This is a genomic window from Ruminococcus sp. RTP21484sp1_RTP21277st1_D2_RTP21277_210401 (assembly GCF_040924225.1).
Lineage (GTDB): Bacteria > Bacillota > Clostridia > Lachnospirales > Lachnospiraceae > Blautia_A > Blautia_A faecis.
In genome coordinates this window covers 32,543-53,345 of sequence record NZ_JBCOMJ010000029.1, presented here as the reverse complement: position 1 = coordinate 53,345, position 20,803 = coordinate 32,543, and the positions used below count along the sequence as shown (strand labels likewise).

Here is a 20,803-nt window from a genome sequence, read left to right as displayed (position 1 = left end):
ATGTATACACCGTTAAAAAAGACAGCTTTGCATGATTTGCTTAACAAGCCAATCATTTTTGATGCCAATATTTTTATGGTTGGAATATCGGAAAGAACTTCAGATAAAAATTGTTCATTTGAAAATATAAAGCGATTATATATAAAACCTTTATTTGAAAGTTTTACGGATATTTATATTCATGAAGAGGTATACAAAGAATTAGACGAAGAATCTCGTAATTTTGTTGATAGTTATATAGGAAAAAACATTACGATAGTCAAAGAAGATGGATTATATGGAAAAGACCCTAAATACACAACAATTTTTAATAATATATCGAAGCATGAATTAGTTAACTATGAAAGAGGGCGTTCTAAAGACAGAGGAGAGGTTTATAGTTTGGCATATGCTGCATATTACAATATAAATTATTTTTGCTCAAAAGAAATTATGGTTGATAATGTGGCAAGAGAATTGGAAGATCTGAAGAATATAGATATTATAACATTTGACATTATTATACTTCAGGCATTTGTGTATTACGCACAACAGAATGACAGTTCAAATAGCAAGGGATTAAAGTCTATTTATAAAAAATATTGTGCAGATGTCATAAAAAGACATGGGCTTCCATTGACATTAAGTGAGTATATTAAGGCATCACAAGAGTATTTATAAGTATACTATCCTGTTGAAGATTATAAAATTTCGACCTGCATTTATGTAGCTTGTGGCGATTCACAATACCTGACTAAGTGACAAATAACGAGGAGACACAAGATGGAAATATATAAAGGTTCTTCTGCATTTGCCGGAATTGCCATTGGGAAAATTCGATTTTACCGGAAGGGAGAATATCAGATCCGCCAGCATCAGGCAGATGATGTGAAAAGGGAACTGAGAAGCTTCGATGTGGCAAGAAGACATGTGATGCAGACTTTAAAAGAAGAATATGACAGAATGTCAGACACGAAAATTCTGGAGCAGGCCCAGCTTCTTGGCTCGGGCAGCTTCCTTCGGGCGGTGGAAAGCATGATTACCGGAGAAAAGGTAACAGCCGCCTATGCGGTGCAGACCACCAGAGATGAACTTGAAAGCACCTTTTCCAGCCTGAATGATCCTTCCATAAAGGATAGAATCTACAATGTCAGCCGTGTATCCAATCTGCTTCTTGAAATTCTGGGAGAGGATGAAAACCGGATCGACCTTGGCGAGGAGCCGGTGATTCTGGCAGCAGAAACCCTGTCACCAGCAGAATTGATGGAGATGGATAAGGTGAAGCTTCTGGGGATTGTTACCCGTAGCGGCTCTGCCACTTCCCATGCGGCAATCCTTGCGAAAAACATGGACATTCCCTGCGTGACCGGTATCGGAATTCCGCAGTCAGAAGAAGAGTGGGAAGACAGCATTGCCATTATAGACGGCTATACCGGTACTTTTTATCTGGAACCAGATGGAGAAGTATGCAAAGAATATGAAATCCGCCGCAAAGCTGATCTGGTGGAGCGGGAAGCTCTTTTGCAGCTAAAGGATGCAGAAGATGTGACGAAAGACGGACGAAAAGTGGGAATATATGCAAATATCGGTAACCTGGACGACCTGAACAGTGCGCTCTATTACGGTGCACGTGGAATTGGTCTTCTTCGGAGCGAGTTTCAGTATCTTGGCAGGGAAAACTATCCTGGAGAAGAGGAGCTTTTTCAGGCGTATAAAAAAACAGCCCAGACAATGGGTGACCGTCTGGTTATCATTCGTACTGCGGATCTTGGCGCGGATAAACAGGCTTCTTACCTGGAAATTCCGAAAGAAACCAATCCGCTTATGGGAAACCGTGGGATTCGTCTTTGTCTGGATCGGAAAAATCTTTTTAAAACGCAGATACGCGCCATTTACCGTGCCAGCTGGTACGGCAATCTGGGAATGATGTACCCTATGATCTGCGGGGAAGAGGAAATGGATGAAATCGAAGTGCTGGTGGCAGAGGTGAAAAATGAATTGCGGGCCGTGGGAATACCGTTTAAAGAGATTCAGACAGGTATTATGATGGAAACCCCGGCTGCTGTGATGATCGGGGAAGAACTGGCGAAGAGGGTAAATTTCCTTGGAATCGGAACCAATGACCTGACCCAGTACACTTTGGCAATGGACCGTCAGAATCCACTGCTTCAGAAGAAGTATAATGATCATCATCCGGCTATTTTAAAAATGATCCGGATGATCGTGGAAGCGGGGCATGCCCAGAACTGCAAGGTCTGCCTTTGCGGAGAGTTGGCAGCAGACACCAGGCTGACAGAAACCTTTCTCAGGATGGGCGTGGATGCACTGTCTGTGGTACCTGCATGTATTTTGCCGGTGAGAAAGGCGCTCCGGGCAGCCCGTGTGGAAGATTGAGAGAATAAAAAGAAGGTGCCAGATCCGGAGTAATGTTTTGAATACGCCAGATTTGCAAAAAAGGTAAATTCATGGATAAGAAAAGTAAAGTAATCGTATTGCGCTGCGACGATTATGATGAGGAAAAAATATATACCCTCCTGAAAATCGGTCTGGATCAGCTTGGTGGTCTGGAATCTTTTATAAATAAAGAAGAAAAAATCCTTCTGAAGCCCAATCTTCTGAAAAAAGCAGAAGTAGAAAAAGCGGTGATTACCCATCCTGTAGTAGTGGGCGCTTTTGCCCGGATCCTGCGAGAAGAGGAATATGAAAATATCGTACTGGCAGATTCCTGTGGCCATGGCACCACCAGGCAGGTCATCCAGGGCACCGGAATGGACACCTGTCTGGAGAAATACCAGATTCCGGCTATTGACTATACCAAGGGTGTGCATGTGGATAATCCGGAGGGAACTCAGGCAAAAGAGTTTATTCTCCCGAAGGAATTATTAGAAGCAGATTGCGTCATATCCCTTTCCAAGATGAAAACCCATGCCCTGGAGCGCATTACAGGTGCTGTGAAGAATAGTTACGGCTTCATCTATGGAAAAAACAAAGCAATTGGTCACACAAAATATCCAAGTGCGGACAGCTTTGCCCGCATGCTCATTGATCTGAACCAGTATGTGAAGCCCAGACTCTACATTATGGATGGAATTACTGCAATGGAGGGAAATGGACCAGGTTCCGGAGATCCGGTGGCCATGAACATGATTCTTATGTCTATGGATCCAGTGGCACTTGACAGCGTATTTGCAAGACTGGTCTACCTGAAGCCGGAAATGGTACCCACCAATTATCATGGGGAGAAGATGGGACTGGGGAATTATATGGAAGAGAATATTGAAGTTATTCTGGCTTCCGGGATGGAAGAAGATGAGAGCACCTGGCTGAAAAATGGCAGAAGAGAGGAGAGAATCAAGGACAGAATCGAACACGGAAGTGAGGGCAGAATCAAGAATGACAGGAGCAGAGAAAATGCTGCAGAGAAACCTGCCTGGGGAATGAGACCGCAGTGCAGTATGATTTCCATGAAGGAATTAGTGGAACAATACGGGAATCCACACTTTAACGTGGATCGTACCAAAGTCCGCAGCAATATCTGGACAAAGCTTGCAAAAGCTTTAAATATATTTCAGAAGAAACCCTATATTGAAGCGGATAAATGTGTACGCTGCGGAATTTGCGTAAACAGCTGTCCTGTTCCAGGCAAAGCAGTAGATTTCCGAAATGGAAAAAAACAGCCGCCAGTTTATGACTATAAGAAATGTATCCGCTGCTTCTGCTGTCAGGAAATGTGCCCGAAGAAGGCGATTAAGGTGAAGTGAGTGTAAAATACTCCGAAGGGAACATCGGAGAAAACATCGGAGAAACATCAGAGTAATTTCGGAGATAAAGAAGAAAAGCCACTACCGAGCGTCAACTAAGTTGTGACGTTCTACAGTGGCTTATGTATTTTATCGTCCGATCATCTTCGCCACTTCCCTGATATATTCCGGTGTAGTACCGCAGCAGCCCCCTACAATACCGGCACCTGCATCAATCAGAGCTTTCACATGTCTGGAAAAATCCGGCGCTTTCATGGAATAAACGGCGTTTCCCTTATCATCAATGAACGGCATACCGGCATTCGGCTTGGCAATGACCGGGATGGAGACATTTTCTTTAATATTGCGGATAACAGAAACCAGCTGATCCGGACCAACAGAGCAATTCACGCCCACAGCATCTGCACCTGCAGCCTCCAGGGAAACAGCAGCCTCGATAGCATTTCCACCGCTGAAAATACTTCCGTCTGCATCTACCGTCATGGTACACATAATCGGCAGCTCGCAAACTGTAGAAGCAGCATCCACAGCTGCCAGAGTCTCTTCAATATTGATCATGGTCTCAGCAACGATCAGATCCACGCCAGAATCCTTCAGAATTCCAATCTGCTCCTGATACATTTCGAAAGCTGTCTCATAGGTCATCTCCCCGGCAGGAGCCATCATTTTACCACTGGTGGTAATATCTGCAGCAACGTAAACCTTATGGTCTGCCGCATCAGCGACTTCTCTCGAATAGGAAACCAGAGTGCGGTTGATCTCCTCCATACGGTCCTGCAGACCATGCATGGTAAGGCTTACACGGTTGCCGCCAAAAGTAGGAGCGTAGATAATATTGCTTCCCGCTTCAACATAAGCTCTCTGAAGATTCTGGATCACATCCTTATGCGCCAGCACCCATTCCTCTGTGCATACACCCTTCGGCATACCGGCTGCCATCAGGTTGGAACCTGTAGCGCCGTCCAGAAGAACAATATTCTGTGTCAGTTCCTGAAACTCTTGTTTTGTCATATTGTAATTCCTCCTTAAATTGGCAGAATATTGCATTTAAAAGATATTTGCATAACATGCCGCCCATTGTGGTCTGCAACCATCTGGCGAATATTTATCCTGCCGGATACGGTTGATTTCGTCATATTCCTGTCCGCGTCCTGGAAGTTATAACGTTTTCATAAAAAAATTTTATAAATCTTTCGTATTATAACACTATTTAACTTGATTTTCCAGTTGTCAGCGTATAAAATATAAGATATGCTTTTGATGGGGCTGGCTATAAAGTAAGCAGCAGCCCTTAATGACAAAAGAAATAAAAAAGGAGCTAAAAGATGAGTAGAAGGAGAAGAAGAAACGACTGGATACCAGGCGCGGTGATCACCATCATCGTCATTATGCTTTCTGTTGTTTTTATGGGACTTCTGGCAATGACCAAGATGGTTCCCACCATTTATATGCTGATCATCGGCATTGTACTTGCGGTGATCGCAGCGATAATCTGGCTGCTGGTATGGCATACCAGATACACAGGCCGCTTTATTGGCGGAACTGTTTTGGCAGTGATCATGATTGCCATTTTGGCATTCGGCGGTTTCTATATTAATAAGACAAGATCCGCCATCAGCAATATTTCCGGTGAGACTACTGAGATCACACAGATGGCTGTTTATGTAAAGAACGATGACGCCGCTGATTCTGTAGAGGCAACTGCCGGATATACTTATGGTATCCTTTCCTCACTTGACCGTGAGAATACAGATGGTGCTGTAGCACATCTGAACAGCCAGTTTGGTACAGAAGTACAGACTAAGGAATACGCAGGTCTGACAGAGCTTGCTGACGGAATCCTGAACGGTGAAGTAAATGCCATGCTGCTGAACAGCGGATATCTTAGTGTATACGAGGATATGGACGGATACACAGATTTCAGCACCAAGATAAAAGAGGTTGGAACGGTAGATGTTGAATCCACAATTCAGTCTGCAGAAGAGTCCACCCCTGTAGAGCCGATCACCACTGCTAATGGCGGTAAGGTTTACACCATCTATCTCAGCGGTATTGATACCAGAGGTGAGATGACAGCTAAGAGCCGAAGCGATGTAAATATTATTGCCACTGTGAATACAGATACACATGAGATCCTGCTGGTTTCCACACCTCGTGATTACTTTGTACCGCTTTCTATTTCCGGAGGTGCACCGGATAAGCTGACACATGCCGGTATTTATGGAATCGATGTGTGTATGGATACTCTGGGAATGCTGTATGATATTGACATTAATTATTACTTCCGAATTAACTTCGGTGGATTTGTGAAGGTAATCGATGCACTTGGCGGAATTACCGTTAATTCAGATTATGATTTTGATTCCAAGAATATTCTGGGTTATCATTTTAACAAGGGTGAGAATTATGTGAATGGTGAGCAGGCGCTTATCTTTGCAAGAGAGCGTTACGCATTCCAGGAGGGTGACCGCCAGCGTGGTAAGAACCAGATGGAGGTTATCCGTGGTGTTGTGAAGAAGGCACTTTCTCCGGAAATCCTTACCAGCTATTCCTCCATTCTTTCCAGTCTGGATGGATGCTTCGGTACTAACATCACATATGAAGAGATTGCACAGATCCTTCAGCAGCAGCTTACGAACGGCGGCGACTGGACAATCGTTTCCTATAGTGTAAATGGAACTGGTGCTACTGAGAAACCATATTCCATGAGCCAGAAGGCATACGTTATGGTTCCGGATTACGACACAGTAAATAAGGCGAAGAGCCTTATGGAAAAAGTCCGTAACGGCGAGGTGGTAACGCAGGAGGAGGCTGATGCACCGGTTAGTGGAAGCACAAGCACTGACAGCACTTCCACAGAAGCTGTGACCGAGCCAGGTACAGTAGCAGCCGAGACACAGTCTGCGACAGATACCACTGCAGCAGATGGAACTACAACCGAAGGCACAGCTGATACTACTACACAGCAGTAAAGAGAATGAGATTCCTCTGGTGAGAGGAATCTAAATATAGAAAGAAGCAAATCATTATATAACGTGGTTTGCTTCTTTTTTTGATAAATTTATAAACTTTTAAGATGATTTTTATATTACATTGTGATAAAATGGGGATATAGAAGAAGGAAAGGCGGGTGAATCTGAGTTTACATTCTTGGATTTTACAGAAGATGGCATCGCACAGCTTAGTATGACACCACTTATGGGTGGCCAGATGAGCCGTAAGGATAAGATTAAAGAAGGAATTCTAATAGCGAAAGAAGAGCATAATGATATGGCGGATAAAGTGATGGCTATGTTGTATACTCTGGCAGATAAATTTCTGGATGGAATAGAGCTTGATGAGATTAAGGAGGCGATGGTTATGACGAGACTGGGACAGATGATAGAGAAAGATGGACGTGAAAAGGAGCGTATAGCCTTAAATACGCTGAATAAAAAATTACTTTCTTCCAATCGCATTGAAGATTGTATAAAAGCTACAGAAGATGAAGAATATCAGAAAAAACTCATGAAAGAATTTGGTATAAAATAAATAAAAACTGGCCGGGACATCACTTACCTGATCGTTCCCGGCCCTAACTATGTTAATGTGTGGTTTAAAAGCAAATTTGAATAACCCACCACCCAACCGGAAACAATAAAAAAAGATGACCTCCAAGTCGCATTATTTCAGTAATGCGACGGTCATCCAGGCAATTTTTCTGCTTTCTTTCCCATCGTCGTTTTACATTCTATCGCGAATAACTGGGAAAGTCAACCAATTATAGCGACTATAGACTCTTTTTGTTGAATTATACCATAATTTATTCCAAATTCACCTTTTTCCCATTAGTTTTTCAAAGGGATTTTTTCGATATAAAATAATTGCGTGGTCAAATAATTGGTACATACTTATAGAATAAGGAGGCAGCTATGTGCAGAAAAGGTGAAAACATACGCAAACGCAAGGACGGGCGCTGGGAAGCCCGTTATATCAAATACCGTGATCCGGAGGGAAAAATCCACTACGGTTCCCTCTATGGCAAAACATATGGCGAAGTAAAGGACAAACGAAACAAAAAAATTGCAGAAGTGCCAGGCTATGGACATCTGGTGCGAAATCCTGGCATTTTGAATTACCAGGCTACCTTCGAAACAGCCGCTGAGCATTGGAAGCAAGAAATCCGCTATACCATCAAGGACAGTACTTTTTCCAATTATGAAGCAATCCTGAAGAATCAGCTTCTTCCGGAGCTTGGCAGCACCCAGATACGGAAAATCAGCAATTCTCAGATCACGCAGCTTATTCATAAGAAAAAAGAGCTGGCATTGTCTGCAGGAACCATTCATGTAATTTTAAGCGTACTCCGCAGCATTTTGAACTTTGCAGCAAAGGGAGGCGTCTATACCTGTGAACCAATCCGCTACCCCCATTTGGCTGGCACCAGCCAGGAGGTGCAGATTATGAAGCTTGCAAACTATAACCAGCTGGAGAAATTTCTTATTGACAATATCAGCGATTTCCATTTCGGTCTGCTGCTTTGCATGCATACTGGCATCCGTGTAGGCGAACTCAGTGGCCTGCGCTGGGAAGATGTGGATTTCACCCAGCACAAAATCCGCATACAGCGTACTGTGATCCGCATCAAAAATCTGGATCAGACCGCCAATCCGGACACTGGAAAAATCCCAAAAACCATTCTGTATATCGGTCCGCCGAAGACAGAACATTCCAACAGGGAAATTCCATTGCCAGACAAGCTGCTGTTTTATGCGAAACGTTTTCGCAAAGATGGCTCCGCATATATTTTGTCTGGAACTGCCAGATGCATGGAGCCGCGGGTCATCCAGCGCAGATATGCAGCACTGCTGAAAACATGTGGAATCCCCCCCATTAAAATCCATGCTCTCCGGCATCAGTTCTCCTGTCGCTGGGTGGAGCATGGCTTCGATACCAAGTCCCTGTCCGAAATACTTGGACATACTTCCGTGCGAACCACACTGGATCTGTATGTGCATATTCAGGCGGAAACGAAACGGCAGTATATGAATCAGATGATGGAGCAGGCAATATAACAGAATGAACAATTTCAGAAAAGGCAGTTATGCCAGAGAACTCTCTTTTGAGAGACCTCTGGTGTGACTGTCTTTTTTTGCTGTCTGGAAAGGGTAACCGGATGCAGAAAAATCTCAATTTCAAAAATCAGGGGTCTTTATTCGTGGTCGGTAGTCCAAATTGTACTGATTTTCTGCTTGTTTACAGCGCAAATACGCATTACTGAAATATTACGAAAGAAACCAGCAGAAATCACAGACAAAATTTATGAAAACAGGATACAGCATCCGAACCTGGCGCATGCGCCTGGTTTGTCCGGAGCCTATATGGCTGGACAGAACAGAAGAATATTTTCAGAACGTGGTGGAGTTTTACTACCACCTTTTGAGACAGCATGAAGAACTGTGGAACAGCAGCCTCTTCGACATACAGCGCAGCCTGGAGCTCCTGACCCTGACCGGTCGGGACGGCAGACAGCCCACCAACCCATTACCAATGGGGAAAGTACCTGTCTACCTGAGACGCGCCGCCATCAACAAAGCATCAGCCACAGTGAAAAGCACACAGGAGCTTCAGTCCGGATTCCCTGAGAAGCTGGAAGCCAAGGTTACTTTTTTCAAAGGAATGTATTCCGACCTCACCGACAGATCCATTTGCCTGAAGCTGTGGAACGGTGAGAAATGGATCTGGACAGACTGCAACCTGAAAGGACGCCCCCTTCCCCAAGATGGCCAGCTAATGTCGCCCACCCTGGTAAAAGAGGGCAGGCGCTACCTTCTGAATATCCCAGTGAAACAGGAGAACAGCGACGCCCGTACTGCCAAAGAACGAATGGCAGAAGGCACGAACCTGTGCAGTGTCCGCTTTACAAACACAGACACCTTCGCAGTGTGCTGCATTCTGGATGAGCAGGGGAAACAGCTGGCTGTACACAACTGCCGGGGCGGAGATGCGTACCGCCACCGCTGCAAGCTGCTGGAGACCAGAATACAGAAATCCAGACCAAATACAGTGGGAGACAATAGTCCCCAGCCCAACCGGAAGTACTACATGCACCTGAAGAACCTGTCCGAGCACTACGCCCACCAGGTCAGCCGTGAGATCCTGAACTTCTGCAAAGAGAATCAGGCAGGAATCATTGTCCTCCCCGATTACGACCAGAACTTCACCCGGATGGCAATGGTAAAAAGCGGCAATTTTTCCCCGCTTCACTTAAGCAGCAAGATCCGGACCAACCTGCAGTACAAAGCCTGGGCGGAAGGCATTCTGGTACTGGAAACCAGAACAGACGGCCTGAAAGACAAATGTGCCATCTGTGGCGGCAAGGTTCGCCGGAAGGGAAATGAATTCCTCTGTGAAAATGGTCATCAGGGAAACCGCTTCCTGAATGACGCCAGAAATCTTGGCAGGAAATGCCAGGACAGTTTTTTTCGCGGAAGTAGAACAAAATAATTATTGACAACAAAGAGAAAAATGATAATAAGCAGCGTTACGAACGCTCTTATCTATAAAACCGGGCAACCGGGCAAAGAGGCTGCGCCAGTGACGCAGGCTTTTCGGCAGACCACCGCCGGTGCGGGTTCCGGACTTCCCCAAGATATCCTGGGAGTCGCCAAAGCACTAGACAGGAAGCTATCTGGTAAGTGGTCAAAGTTATGAAAAAATGGGAGGAAAGGACTGGGGGGGGGTAACTCCGTCCATATGATTAAGAAATGACAACGAAAAAACAAAAAAACGAACGCGAAAAAAGAAAGTTAGAGCATTGGCAGGTAATCGCACTTTACCTGATTATTTATGATGTGATCGCCGTAAACGCCGCATACTTTCTCGGACTGTGGTTCCGCTTTGATTGTACATACTCCGCAATACCCGGAGAATATTTGTCTGCCTATCTGAAATTTGCACCATGGTATACAGTATTCTCTGTTTTTGTCTTTTGGGCATTGCGCCTCTATAACAGCGTATGGCGCTTCGCAAGCTATAGTGAGCTGTTAAGAATTTGCTTATCTACTGTAATTACATTCCTGTTCCAGATAATTGGAATCACATTTGCCATTCAGAGAATGCCAATGTCCTATTATCTCTTCGGAACCATTATTCAATTTTGCCTGATTACAGGAATCCGTTTTTCATATCGATTTGTTCTTCTGGAAAGAACACGGAAACAGAAGGAAGAGGAAGGTCCGTTGCATCACATTATGCTGATCGGTGCCGGCCAGGCAGGACAGATCATTCTCCGCGACGTGGAACGTGCCAAAGAGCCGAAAGGAAAGGTCTGCTGTATTATTGACGATAACCCGAACAAATGGGGACGTTATATGGAGAGTGTGCCCATTGTAGGCGGTCGTGATGACATTCTCGCAAGTGCAAAGAAATACAAAATCGACCAGATCCTTCTGGCAATTCCAAGCGCAAGTGCAGCAGAGCGAAGAGATATCCTGAACATCTGCAAAGAAACCAAATGTGAAATGAAGATTCTTCCAGGTGTGTATCAGTTCGTCACCGGAGAGGTGTCCCTCAGCAAAATGAAAGATGTGGCAGTGGAAGACCTTCTTGGAAGAGAACCGATCAAAGTAAATATGGATGAGATTTTCCGCTACATCAGCGGAAAAACCATTCTGGTAACTGGTGGCGGCGGTTCCATCGGAAGTGAGCTTTGTCGTCAGATCGCAGCCCACGCGCCGAAACGACTGGTGATCTTCGATGTCTATGAGAACAATGCATACGACATTGAACAGGAGCTTCGTTCCAAATATCCACATCTGGATCTGGTGGTACTGATCGGTTCCGTGCGCGATACCAGAAAGATTAATGATGTATTTGAAACATACAAGCCAGACATTGTTTATCATGCAGCTGCACATAAGCATGTACCACTTATGGAGACAAGCCTATGTGAGGCAATCAAGAACAATGTAATGGGAACCTATAAAACTGCTCATGCAGCTCTGAAAAATGGCTGTCAGCGTTTCGTACTGATCAGTACAGATAAAGCTGTGAATCCAACCAACATTATGGGAGCCAGCAAGCGTCTCTGCGAAATGGTCATCCAGACCATGGACAAGATCAGCAGAACCGGAAGAGAAGATCTGCTTCCATTGCTGGGAAGCCACTATGAAGACAGAGAAGAAGCACTTGCTGAAGTGGCAGCTGCCAGTGAGTATGCAGGAGAAAACAGTGAGAGAAAACATAGAACTGAGTTTGTAGCAGTCCGTTTCGGAAATGTACTTGGAAGTAACGGATCTGTTATTCCGCTGTTTAAGAAACAGATTGCAAAAGGCGGCCCTGTGACTGTCACTCATCCAGATATTATCCGTTACTTTATGACCATCCCGGAAGCAGTAAGCCTGGTACTTCAGGCCGGTACATATGCCAAGGGCGGAGAGATCTTTGTACTGGATATGGGAGCTCCTGTGAAGATTGACACACTGGCAAGAAACCTGATCAAGATGTCAGGACTGACACCGGACGTGGATATCAAAGTTGAGTACACTGGCCTGAGACCTGGTGAAAAGCTTTATGAAGAGAAGCTGATGGCAGAGGAAGGCCTGACTAAGACAGACAATGATCTGATCCATATTGGAAAACCGATTCCGTTTGATACAGATGAGTTCTTACATCAGCTTGAGAAACTGGCTGTTGTGGCTTATGGAAATGATCCGGATATCAGGAGTTATGTGGAGGAGATTGTACCGACTTATCATGCGGCGAAAGATGATTTGAAGTTGCATGGAGATACATATAAGAAGCTGTTTGAAAAGGCAGCAGGGAATAAATAACAGGAAAAGAGGAAGTTATCATGTTTAGCAGCGAAAATAATTTTCAGCCTTTTGAATCAAAGGTATGGCTCAGCAGCCCAACAATGTATTCAGATAGTATGAAATACGTTATGGAAGCATATGAAACCAACTGGATGTCTACTGTTGGAGCAAACATCAATGAAGTAGAACGCCTTGCATGTGAGAAAGTTGGATGTAAATATGCGGTAGCATTATCTGCAGGAACTGCTGCACTTCATATGGCAGTAAAACTTGCTGGTGTAAAGCCAGGAGATAAAGTATTTTGTTCCGATATGACATTTGATGCTACTGTAAATCCTGTTGTATATGAAGGTGGTGTACCTGTATTTATTGATACAGAGTATGATACTTGGAATATGGATCCTGTTGCCTTGGAAAAAGCATTTGAGATTTATCCAGATGTAAAAGTAGTTGTTGTAGCGCATCTTTATGGAACCCCAGGAAAGATTGATCAGATTAAAGCAATCTGTGAGAAACATGGCGCAACAATCATTGAAGATGCAGCAGAATCTCTGGGAGCAACTTATAAAGGGGTACAGACTGGAACATTTGGTACATATAATGCAATTTCATTTAATGGAAATAAAATTATTACAGGTTCTTCTGGTGGAATGATTCTTACAGATTGTGAAGATGCAGCGAATAAGGTGCGTAAGTGGTCTACACAGGCTAGAGAGAATGCACCTTGGTATCAGCATGAGGAACTTGGCTATAACTACAGAATGAGCAATGTGATTGCAGGAGTTGTAAGAAACCAGTTTCCACATTTAGATGAGCATATTGCACAGAAGAAAGCGATTTATGAAAGATATAAAGAGGGATTCAAGGGACTTCCAGTGAAAATGAATCCTTATGATTCTGACAATAGTGAGCCTAATTTCTGGTTATCTTGTATGATTATTGATGAGAATGCTATGTGCAAGCAAGTCAGAGGAGAATGTGATGTTCTCTATACATCTGAGAAAGGTAAAAGCTGTCCAACAGAAATTTTAGATGCAATCAGCAGTATTAATGCAGAGGGACGTCCAATCTGGAAACCAATGCATATGCAGCCAATTTACAGAATGAATGGATTTGTAACCAGAGAAGGAAAAGGCCGTGCAAGGACGAATGCGTATATTGCGGGTGGGATGTTGAGCAAAGTAGATGGAAAACCAATTGATATTGGAATGGACATTTTTGCAAGAGGCCTTTGTCTGCCAAGTGATAATAAGATGACGGCAGAGCAGCAGGACAAGATTATTGCTGTAATTCGTGCTTGCTTTGAATAAATAAAATGTAAAATGGAGCATCAAAAGTGTACGCAAAATATTTTAAACGAGGAATTGACTTTATTTTAAGCTTATGTGCGCTGGTTGTTTTTTCGCCAATTTTTTTGATCCTTATAATATTGGGGACTATTTTTATGGGAGGAAACCCATTTTTTACACAAGAACGCCCCGGAAAAGATGAAAAGATATTTAAATTAATTAAGTTTAGAACAATGAACAATAAAAAGGATAAAGAAGGAAAATTTCTTCCTGACGAATTACGACTGAATAAATATGGTAAGTTTTTACGGGCTTCCTCATTAGATGAGTTGCCAGAACTTATCAATATTTTGAAAGGCGATATGGCAATTATCGGACCGCGTCCATTGCTTGTAAGATATCTTGATAGATATAACGAAGAACAGCGGCATCGTCATGATGTAAGACCAGGGCTTACGGGATATGCTCAGGCACATGGGCGGAATGCGGTTTCTTGGGAAGATAAGTTTGCAATGGATGTGTGGTATACGACGCATATTACTTTAGTTGAAGATATAAAGATAATTATTGATACTGTTAAATCTGTATTGAAACATGAAGGGATTAGTTCAGAAACTTCTGCGACTATGGAAGAGTTTATGGGGACTCCAAAAGGTATAAGTGCTAAATGGAAAGCTCCAGTTGAGGAAAATTGAAAATGAAAGAAATTCATATTTTGGTAACAGGTGTTGGAAGGCGTGTGGAATTAATGCAAGCTTTTCGTCAGGCGGCATTAAATTTAAATATTAATTTAAAATTGTATGGTGCAGATATGGCTGGAACAGCACCTGCTTTAGTGTATTGTGATTATACAAGAAAAGTTTGTTCTATGCATGATAAGGAGTATATTCAGCAATTAATTGATATATGTGTAGCTGATAAAATTGATGTTCTTATACCTACTATTGATACGGATCTTTTGATACTTTCAAAGAACACAGAAAAATTTGACAAAGTAGGAACAAAAGTTTTAATTAGTAAGTCTGATAAGATTCTAATTTGTCGGGATAAGAATAATACAGGTGAGTTTTTTGAATCATGTGGATTGAAAGCTCCTAGAACTTATAATAATTACAAAAATTATCCAGGTCCATATCCTTGTTTTATCAAACCCAAAGATGGTAGTAGTTCTATTAATGCTTTTAAAGTGGAGAATGGAGAAGAACTTGCTGTTTATGCGGGGCAGATTAGCGAATATATTATTCAGCCGTTTGTCTCTGGGAGAGAATTTACAATTGATATTTTTTGTGATTTTGAGGGAAATCCAATATTTATTACTCCACGTGAACGTGTTCAAGTTAGAGCTGGAGAAGTTTTGAAAACAATGATTTGTATGGATAAAGTAATGATCGAAGAGGCAAAAACTCTTTGTAAGTTTTTTAAGCCATGTGGACCGATGACTGTTCAGCTTATTCAAGATGAGAACACAGGAGACAACTATTATATTGAGATTAACCCACGTTACGGTGGCGGTGCGCCTCTCAGTATGAAATCAGGTGCCAGAAGTGCAGAAGCGTTGTTGAAGTTAATTAGTGGAGAGAAAGAAGAGTACCATGAGAACGCTAGCTGTAATGGTGCAATTTATAGCCGATTTGATCAAAGCGTTTGTATTTCTGAAGGAGACGACACACAGCCAATCAAGGGCGTAATATTTGATCTTGATGATACTTTATATAGCGAAAAAGAATATGTAAGAAGCGGGTATAAGAAAATTGCAGAATTTCTTGGAAGAGAGGACGCCGTTGATAAAATGTGGGAATATTTTGAAATAGGAATGCCTGCTATTGATGCATATCTTGAAGAGATTAGGGAGATAGATAAGAAGGAAAAATGTCTTGATATATATAGAAATCATATGCCTTCTATAACTTTATACGAAACTATGAAAAATGAAATTTTAGAATTGAAGGCTAAAGGTATAAAAGTTGGCATTATTACAGATGGAAGGCCAGAAGGTCAACGTGCAAAATTAAAAGCATTGGGACTTGATAAGATGGTTGATGATATCATAATTACTGATGAACTTGGTGGAATCCAGTTTAGAAAGCCAAACGATATTTCTTTCCGTATAATACAGAATCGCTGGAGAATTCCTTTCGAACAGATTGTTTATATTGGGGACAATGTTAATAAAGATTTTCAGGCACCCAAGCAGCTTGGCATGAGATGGAGATATTTTGCTAATAATGATGGGTTGTATTCAAATAGTTGTAATGCTTCTCATGGTTTAGACTTCATAAAAACGGATATTATTGAGAGGATGTAGATATGACTAATGTTAAAATTGCGTATTTACTAGTTGCACATAAGAACCCAGAACAGGTAAATATGTTTATTAATCAGTTACTTCAATATGGGGCTTGTGATGTATATGTGCATGTTGATAAAAAAAATCCAGATTTGTTCAACAAAATTATTTCTTCACCAAATGTATTTAAATATAGTAAATATGATGTTCGCTGGGGAAGCTTTGAAATAGTGAAAGCTGCAGTTGAGCTTATGAGGATGGTAAAAAATTCTGGAAGAAAGTACACTCATATGTATTTTGGCTCAGGACAGGATTTGTTAGTAAAAAAAGGATTATATGAGTATTTAGAAAATAATTCGGAAACAGTATTTTTACATATTGTTGGTGAGATTAAAGATGATAATCGTGAATCTGCACGATATAGAATTTGTTGGCCACATAAACTTATGATACGAGATGACTTGCATCCGTATCGTTTTATTCGGATTATTATGCAGATTTTATGTAGTTTAGGACTGGTAATTAATAAAAATAGGAAACAACTTAAACAATCGGTTAGATTTTATGAGGGAAGAACCTGGTTTATAGCACCTATGAATGTATTATTATATATCATTGATTATTTAGAGCGTAATCCAGATTATGTTGATTTTTGGGAAAATAGTTTGGCATCAGATTTGATGTTTTTTCAAACAATAATAATGAATTCGCCATACGCGGATAAGGTGGAAGATGAGTTGATGTTTGTAAATTTCGGTAAAACATTTGCAACAATGAATCATCCATTAAATATTACACCAGAAATGGATGACAAAATTGAAAAAGGGAAATTCTATTGTGCGCGTAAATTTGAATTAAATGAGGATAGTGATGCAATAAAATATTTTCTTGAAAAAACAAAGTAGAGGAATGTAAAGATAATGGGGTGTACAATGTCAAAAGCGAAATTAGCATTATGGATGTTTATATTATCAACATTGTTTTCTGGAGTAATTTGGGAAGCTGTTGGTTGGATTTCGCTTATATATTGTTGCTATTTAGGAAAAAGAAAGAGATTTACAACAATAAAAAAAGAGAGTGTACCGGAAATACTTATTTTATTTTTTATAGTTGGATATGTTATTATACAGTGTTTTTTATTGAACTTGGATGTTGCAAGTATTATTAGATTGTATGGAATAACAAAAACATTATTTGCAATGCCTATTATGATACTTTTGCTAAAAGATTTTATTTTTAAAAGAGATGTTATTATAGAAATTTTACCAATATTACTTATTGTAGATTGGATAACGATAATATCTCTTATTACTAAAATTGAGGCGTTAAACATTTTAGGTGGTTCGCAGAATTATCTAGGTGCTATTAATGTAATCCTTTTTCCATATATTTTCAAATTTTTTCCAGGAAAAATATATAAAGGGTATAGAAAATGGTTCTTTATAACTTTAGTACTGTTGATGATATTTTCTGGATCACGAACATTAATGTTGACAACGGCTATTTCTTTTGGATTTACAGTAATTCTGGAGAAAGATTTGAATAAAAAAATACGGTATCTTTTACTTATAATATTGGTAGCACTCATTGGCCTATTTGTATTGAATAGTGTTGCATCCGATTCTTTAATAGCCAGAGGGTTAAGTGTATTTACTAATTTGAATGATGCTTCTAGAAGTGGGTTAGCAATGTTTACGCAGCGACAATATGAGAGATATTCAAATCTGGAAAAATTAATTGGTAATGGTAATACAATTGTATTAAGTCAAATGAAACCAGCACATAATGTATTTCGAGAAGTACTTCTTTGTTATGGAAAAATAGGGCTGATATTTTATATTGTTTATATTATAATTGGAATTTTATTTATTTTTAGGTGTAAAAGCGTAAATAAAGCATATTTGTTAATGGTTGTTTTTTTGGCATTACTTATTGGATGGGTGCAACCATTTTTAACGTCAGGATATTTATTTCAAGTGGTTATTGCATTTGTAATGATTAGATTGTATTATGCTGATACTCCAGAGAATATTAAGAAAGTTAGTAAACAAAGGATGATGGGGAGATGAAATTGAAGAATATAATATTTGTCGCATTAACAACATATCAATTATATGTATCTGATTCATATTCCAAATATATAAAAGAACATTATCCAGATAAAAATGTTCATATTATATGTGTTGGTTTAGAGAGAGACAATTATACACCCCCACAGGAAGTTGATCTCATTATGCTTCCAAATATGAATAAAACTGTTTTTAACCGAGTTATTCAGAGATTAGTTTATGGGGGAAGATTTTTTTTCCTTACATCTCTAAAACAAATTGTTAGGAGTTCACATACTATATTATTTGTTTTCAATGATAATGAACCTATTACTAATAAGTTGGTGCGTGAGGTAAAGAAAATTCGAAATAATAAAGTAGCAATCATTGAAGAAGGCATAGGAATTTATTCACACTCAAATAATAATAAATTAACAATAAAACAGCAAATTAGATATTTCTTTACTTCAATTTTAGGATCACCGATGCAGTATAAAGCAATTGGAGATAATCCGAATATTAATTATGCGATAGTGGGAAATAAAAATTTATATGAAACCTTAGAGAAATCTAGGGGGCAAAATGTGTTTGCACAAAATAAGAATTTATTATTTAGTTCTACAGAAGATTTTTTGAAAAGGTATTTAGGAACTTCATTTAGTTATCAGAGAGCAGATATCATATATTTAGGTCAACCATTTGATGAATATGGGAAGATGCTTCCAGATGAAGAGAAATGTTTAGAAGAGTTGTTTTCACTTGTTGAGGAGAATAAAACAATTTTAATTAAACCACATCCGAGAGATGCATGTGATAAATATGAAAATCTAGCGAAAAAATTTAGAAATGTAAAAGTTTTTTCAAATACTCTTTCGCAACTCCCTATAGAATGTTTGTTAAAAGGATTAAATACAAGTGTTCTTTTTTCTTTTAATTCTTCCGCTGGAGTAAATATTGCTAATTCGTTTCCTAATATTAAAAGTATTTTTCTAATAAAAACAGAGACTTTTAGGCCAATTCATAAATATTGGAATAAAATTGGTGCTATTTATGATGATAGTATTTATAACAGTAAAAATAACAATACTTTTTTACCTATGAGTGATAAACAAATTATGGACTTATTAAAACAGAATATTCCTGTTTTGGAGGAACATCAGAGGATAGAAAGTAATCAATTTGAAGAAATAGAAAACATTATTAAAAATAGGATTGATGGAGTTGGGTTAAATGAAAAAAGATAATTTCCAGGCGATATTTAATATATTATCTCAGTTAATATTAAATGGAACCAACTTTGTATTGATAATGATTTTTACAAGATTTTTATCAACTTCAGATTATGGGAAGGTTTCTATATTTCAGGCATATGCGTTATTCTTTGCTATAATAGTTGGTCTTAATATACAAGGAAGCATTGGAACAGCGTTTGTCCATATTGATGAAAAAGAAAGAAATAATTACTTGTCAAGCATAATGCTTTTGGCAGTTTGTTTCTTTATTTTGGTTTTAATAATATCAATAATTTTTATAGATCCATTTTCAGCATTTTCAGAATTATCACCGTCTTTGATTGTTTTAATGCTGTGTTATAGTTTTGGTTCCTTTGCTTTTAACTTTGCAAATATTAAATATGTTTATTTAAGAAAGTCACAATATAGTTGTTTGATGGCATTGATAATTTCTATATCGATGATTGGTTTATCCTATTTCGGTGTAAAAAATCAAAGTACCATTGGCCTTGAACCATATGTAGTACGAATATTAAGTATATCTGTTCCATATATTATTTGTGCAATTTATGTGTTGTTTACAATTTTTGGAAAAGGAAATGCGTTTAGAAATTTAAAAAAATATTGGATGTTTTGTTTACCAATATGTATACCATTAGTTTTTCATGGGGTTTCACAAATTGTATTGGGGCAAACAGATAAAATAATGATTCAAAAACAATTAATAGATGATGGCTTAGTTGGAATATATAGTTTTATTGTTACTTTTGTTCATATACTGAATTCTATATATACAGCATTAAATAATACATGGGTTCCAATTTATTATAGTTATACAAAAGATGGCAATTATGAAATGATAAAAGTCAGATCAAACAGGTATTGTAAATTGTTTCTATGTTTATGTTTGGGATTTATGTTTGTATCTCCGGAATTTGTAAGATTATTTGCGGACAAAAATTATTGGGGTGGAATTAATTTAATTCCATTAATAGTTCTTTCGATATTTTTTACGTTTCTTTATTCATTTGGTGTAAACTTTGAACTTTATCTTAGAAAGACAAAATGGATTGCTATTGGAACAACTGCGGCGGCGGTTGTAAATATTGTTTTAAATGCATTATTGATACCAAAGTATGAGTTATGCGGGGCGGCAATTGCAACTTTGATTTCATATGTTTTGTTGTTTGTGTTCCATCAGCTTTGTGCGAGAAAAATGCAGGATGAATTACAGTATCCTTATGGTATATTGTTTTTTATTAAACCTATTGGAATTATATTAATGGCCGTTATATTATTTTATATAGTACAGAATTTGTTGATTATAAGATGGGGAATAGCGGCTATAGTTGGTGTGTATTTGGTTTGGAATATAGTTAAAAATAAAAGTATTTTTTAATATGGAGGCGAAG

The 20,803-nt window shown here is 39.6% G+C and carries 16 protein-coding genes; 15 read left to right on the top strand and 1 reads right to left on the bottom strand.

The genetic code is table 11. The annotated features are described in order from the left end of the window. The 3 genes from AB5706_RS17385 to AB5706_RS17375 all read left to right on the top strand — a co-directional run bounded on the left by AB5706_RS17385 (window position 1) and on the right by AB5706_RS17375 (window position 3,740). A complete protein-coding gene (locus AB5706_RS17385; RefSeq protein ID WP_368366220.1) occupies window positions 1-660 on the top strand; it encodes a hypothetical protein in 660 nt (219 codons plus the stop codon). Window positions 661-762: 102 nt separating this feature from the next. After that, complete coding sequence (gene ptsP, locus AB5706_RS17380; RefSeq protein WP_368366219.1) at window positions 763-2,373, top strand: phosphoenolpyruvate--protein phosphotransferase; 1,611 nt, start codon at window positions 763-765, stop codon at window positions 2,371-2,373. A 71-nt stretch (window positions 2,374-2,444) separates the two neighbouring features. Beyond that, complete coding sequence (locus tag AB5706_RS17375; protein WP_368366218.1) at window positions 2,445-3,740, top strand: DUF362 domain-containing protein; 1,296 nt, start codon at window positions 2,445-2,447, stop codon at window positions 3,738-3,740. A 129-nt stretch (window positions 3,741-3,869) separates the two neighbouring features. Here AB5706_RS17375 and AB5706_RS17370 read toward each other — a convergent pair whose 3' ends face one another. Continuing rightward, window positions 3,870-4,751 (bottom strand): homocysteine S-methyltransferase family protein, encoded by an 882-nt coding sequence (locus tag AB5706_RS17370; RefSeq protein ID WP_368357208.1) that lies wholly within the window; start codon window positions 4,749-4,751, stop codon window positions 3,870-3,872. 314 nt (window positions 4,752-5,065) lie between these two features. Between AB5706_RS17370 and AB5706_RS17365 the strand changes: the two genes are divergently transcribed. From AB5706_RS17365 to AB5706_RS17310, 12 genes are all read left to right on the top strand, one after another. Then, on the top strand, window positions 5,066-6,712 hold the full coding sequence (locus AB5706_RS17365; RefSeq protein ID WP_347161144.1) for an LCP family glycopolymer transferase: 1,647 nt from the start codon (window positions 5,066-5,068) through the stop codon (window positions 6,710-6,712). A gap of 178 nt (window positions 6,713-6,890) precedes the next feature. Next, window positions 6,891-7,271 carry a hypothetical protein gene (locus tag AB5706_RS17360; protein ID WP_347161143.1) on the top strand — a complete coding sequence of 127 codons (381 nt, stop codon included), beginning with the start codon at window positions 6,891-6,893 and terminating at the stop codon, window positions 7,269-7,271. Between the two features lie 380 nt (window positions 7,272-7,651). Continuing rightward, window positions 7,652-8,794 carry a tyrosine-type recombinase/integrase gene (locus AB5706_RS17355; protein WP_347161142.1) on the top strand — a complete coding sequence of 381 codons (1,143 nt, stop codon included), beginning with the start codon at window positions 7,652-7,654 and terminating at the stop codon, window positions 8,792-8,794. A 247-nt stretch (window positions 8,795-9,041) separates the two neighbouring features. Continuing rightward, window positions 9,042-10,226, top strand: coding sequence for a transposase (locus AB5706_RS17350; RefSeq protein ID WP_195983344.1), 1,185 nt, complete (start codon window positions 9,042-9,044; stop codon window positions 10,224-10,226). 260 nt (window positions 10,227-10,486) lie between these two features. Beyond that, entirely contained in the window at window positions 10,487-12,553 is a 2,067-nt protein-coding gene (locus tag AB5706_RS17345) for a polysaccharide biosynthesis protein (protein WP_368366217.1), read from the top strand. A gap of 20 nt (window positions 12,554-12,573) precedes the next feature. Then, the gene (locus AB5706_RS17340; RefSeq protein ID WP_368366216.1) at window positions 12,574-13,845 is read left to right on the top strand and encodes a DegT/DnrJ/EryC1/StrS family aminotransferase; all 1,272 of its coding nucleotides are present in this window, start codon (window positions 12,574-12,576) and stop codon (window positions 13,843-13,845) included. Between the two features lie 26 nt (window positions 13,846-13,871). After that, window positions 13,872-14,519, top strand: a complete 648-nt coding sequence (locus AB5706_RS17335; RefSeq protein WP_368366215.1) for a sugar transferase — start codon at window positions 13,872-13,874, stop codon at window positions 14,517-14,519. A gap of 2 nt (window positions 14,520-14,521) precedes the next feature. Continuing rightward, entirely contained in the window at window positions 14,522-16,129 is a 1,608-nt protein-coding gene (locus tag AB5706_RS17330) for an HAD-IA family hydrolase (protein ID WP_368357215.1), read from the top strand. A 2-nt stretch (window positions 16,130-16,131) separates the two neighbouring features. Continuing rightward, entirely contained in the window at window positions 16,132-17,016 is an 885-nt protein-coding gene (locus AB5706_RS17325; RefSeq protein ID WP_368357216.1) for a beta-1,6-N-acetylglucosaminyltransferase, read from the top strand. A gap of 27 nt (window positions 17,017-17,043) precedes the next feature. Then, the gene (locus AB5706_RS17320) at window positions 17,044-18,180 is read left to right on the top strand and encodes a hypothetical protein (protein ID WP_368366214.1); all 1,137 of its coding nucleotides are present in this window, start codon (window positions 17,044-17,046) and stop codon (window positions 18,178-18,180) included. Next, window positions 18,177-19,403, top strand: a complete 1,227-nt coding sequence (locus tag AB5706_RS17315; protein WP_368357218.1) for a polysialyltransferase family glycosyltransferase — start codon at window positions 18,177-18,179, stop codon at window positions 19,401-19,403. Before AB5706_RS17320 ends, AB5706_RS17315 begins: the two co-directional genes overlap by 4 nt. Continuing rightward, window positions 19,390-20,790, top strand: coding sequence for a lipopolysaccharide biosynthesis protein (locus AB5706_RS17310; RefSeq protein ID WP_368357219.1), 1,401 nt, complete (start codon window positions 19,390-19,392; stop codon window positions 20,788-20,790). Before AB5706_RS17315 ends, AB5706_RS17310 begins: the two co-directional genes overlap by 14 nt. Window positions 20,791-20,803 lie beyond the last annotated feature (13 nt).

Coding starts and splice junctions, on each gene's coding strand:
- AB5706_RS17330 (WP_368357215.1), top strand. CDS start 14,522: ATGAAAGAAATTCATATTTTGGTAACAGGTGTTGGAAGGCGTGTGGAA.
- AB5706_RS17355 (WP_347161142.1), top strand. CDS start 7,652: ATGTGCAGAAAAGGTGAAAACATACGCAAACGCAAGGACGGGCGCTGG.
- AB5706_RS17345 (WP_368366217.1), top strand. CDS start 10,487: ATGACAACGAAAAAACAAAAAAACGAACGCGAAAAAAGAAAGTTAGAG.
- AB5706_RS17340 (WP_368366216.1), top strand. CDS start 12,574: ATGTTTAGCAGCGAAAATAATTTTCAGCCTTTTGAATCAAAGGTATGG.
- AB5706_RS17320 (WP_368366214.1), top strand. CDS start 17,044: ATGTCAAAAGCGAAATTAGCATTATGGATGTTTATATTATCAACATTG.
- AB5706_RS17315 (WP_368357218.1), top strand. CDS start 18,177: ATGAAATTGAAGAATATAATATTTGTCGCATTAACAACATATCAATTA.
- AB5706_RS17310 (WP_368357219.1), top strand. CDS start 19,390: ATGAAAAAAGATAATTTCCAGGCGATATTTAATATATTATCTCAGTTA.
- AB5706_RS17375 (WP_368366218.1), top strand. CDS start 2,445: ATGGATAAGAAAAGTAAAGTAATCGTATTGCGCTGCGACGATTATGAT.
- AB5706_RS17365 (WP_347161144.1), top strand. CDS start 5,066: ATGAGTAGAAGGAGAAGAAGAAACGACTGGATACCAGGCGCGGTGATC.
- ptsP (WP_368366219.1), top strand. CDS start 763: ATGGAAATATATAAAGGTTCTTCTGCATTTGCCGGAATTGCCATTGGG.
- AB5706_RS17325 (WP_368357216.1), top strand. CDS start 16,132: ATGACTAATGTTAAAATTGCGTATTTACTAGTTGCACATAAGAACCCA.
- AB5706_RS17385 (WP_368366220.1), top strand. CDS start 1: ATGTATACACCGTTAAAAAAGACAGCTTTGCATGATTTGCTTAACAAG.
- AB5706_RS17350 (WP_195983344.1), top strand. CDS start 9,042: ATGAAAACAGGATACAGCATCCGAACCTGGCGCATGCGCCTGGTTTGT.
- AB5706_RS17370 (WP_368357208.1), bottom strand. CDS start 4,751: ATGACAAAACAAGAGTTTCAGGAACTGACACAGAATATTGTTCTTCTG.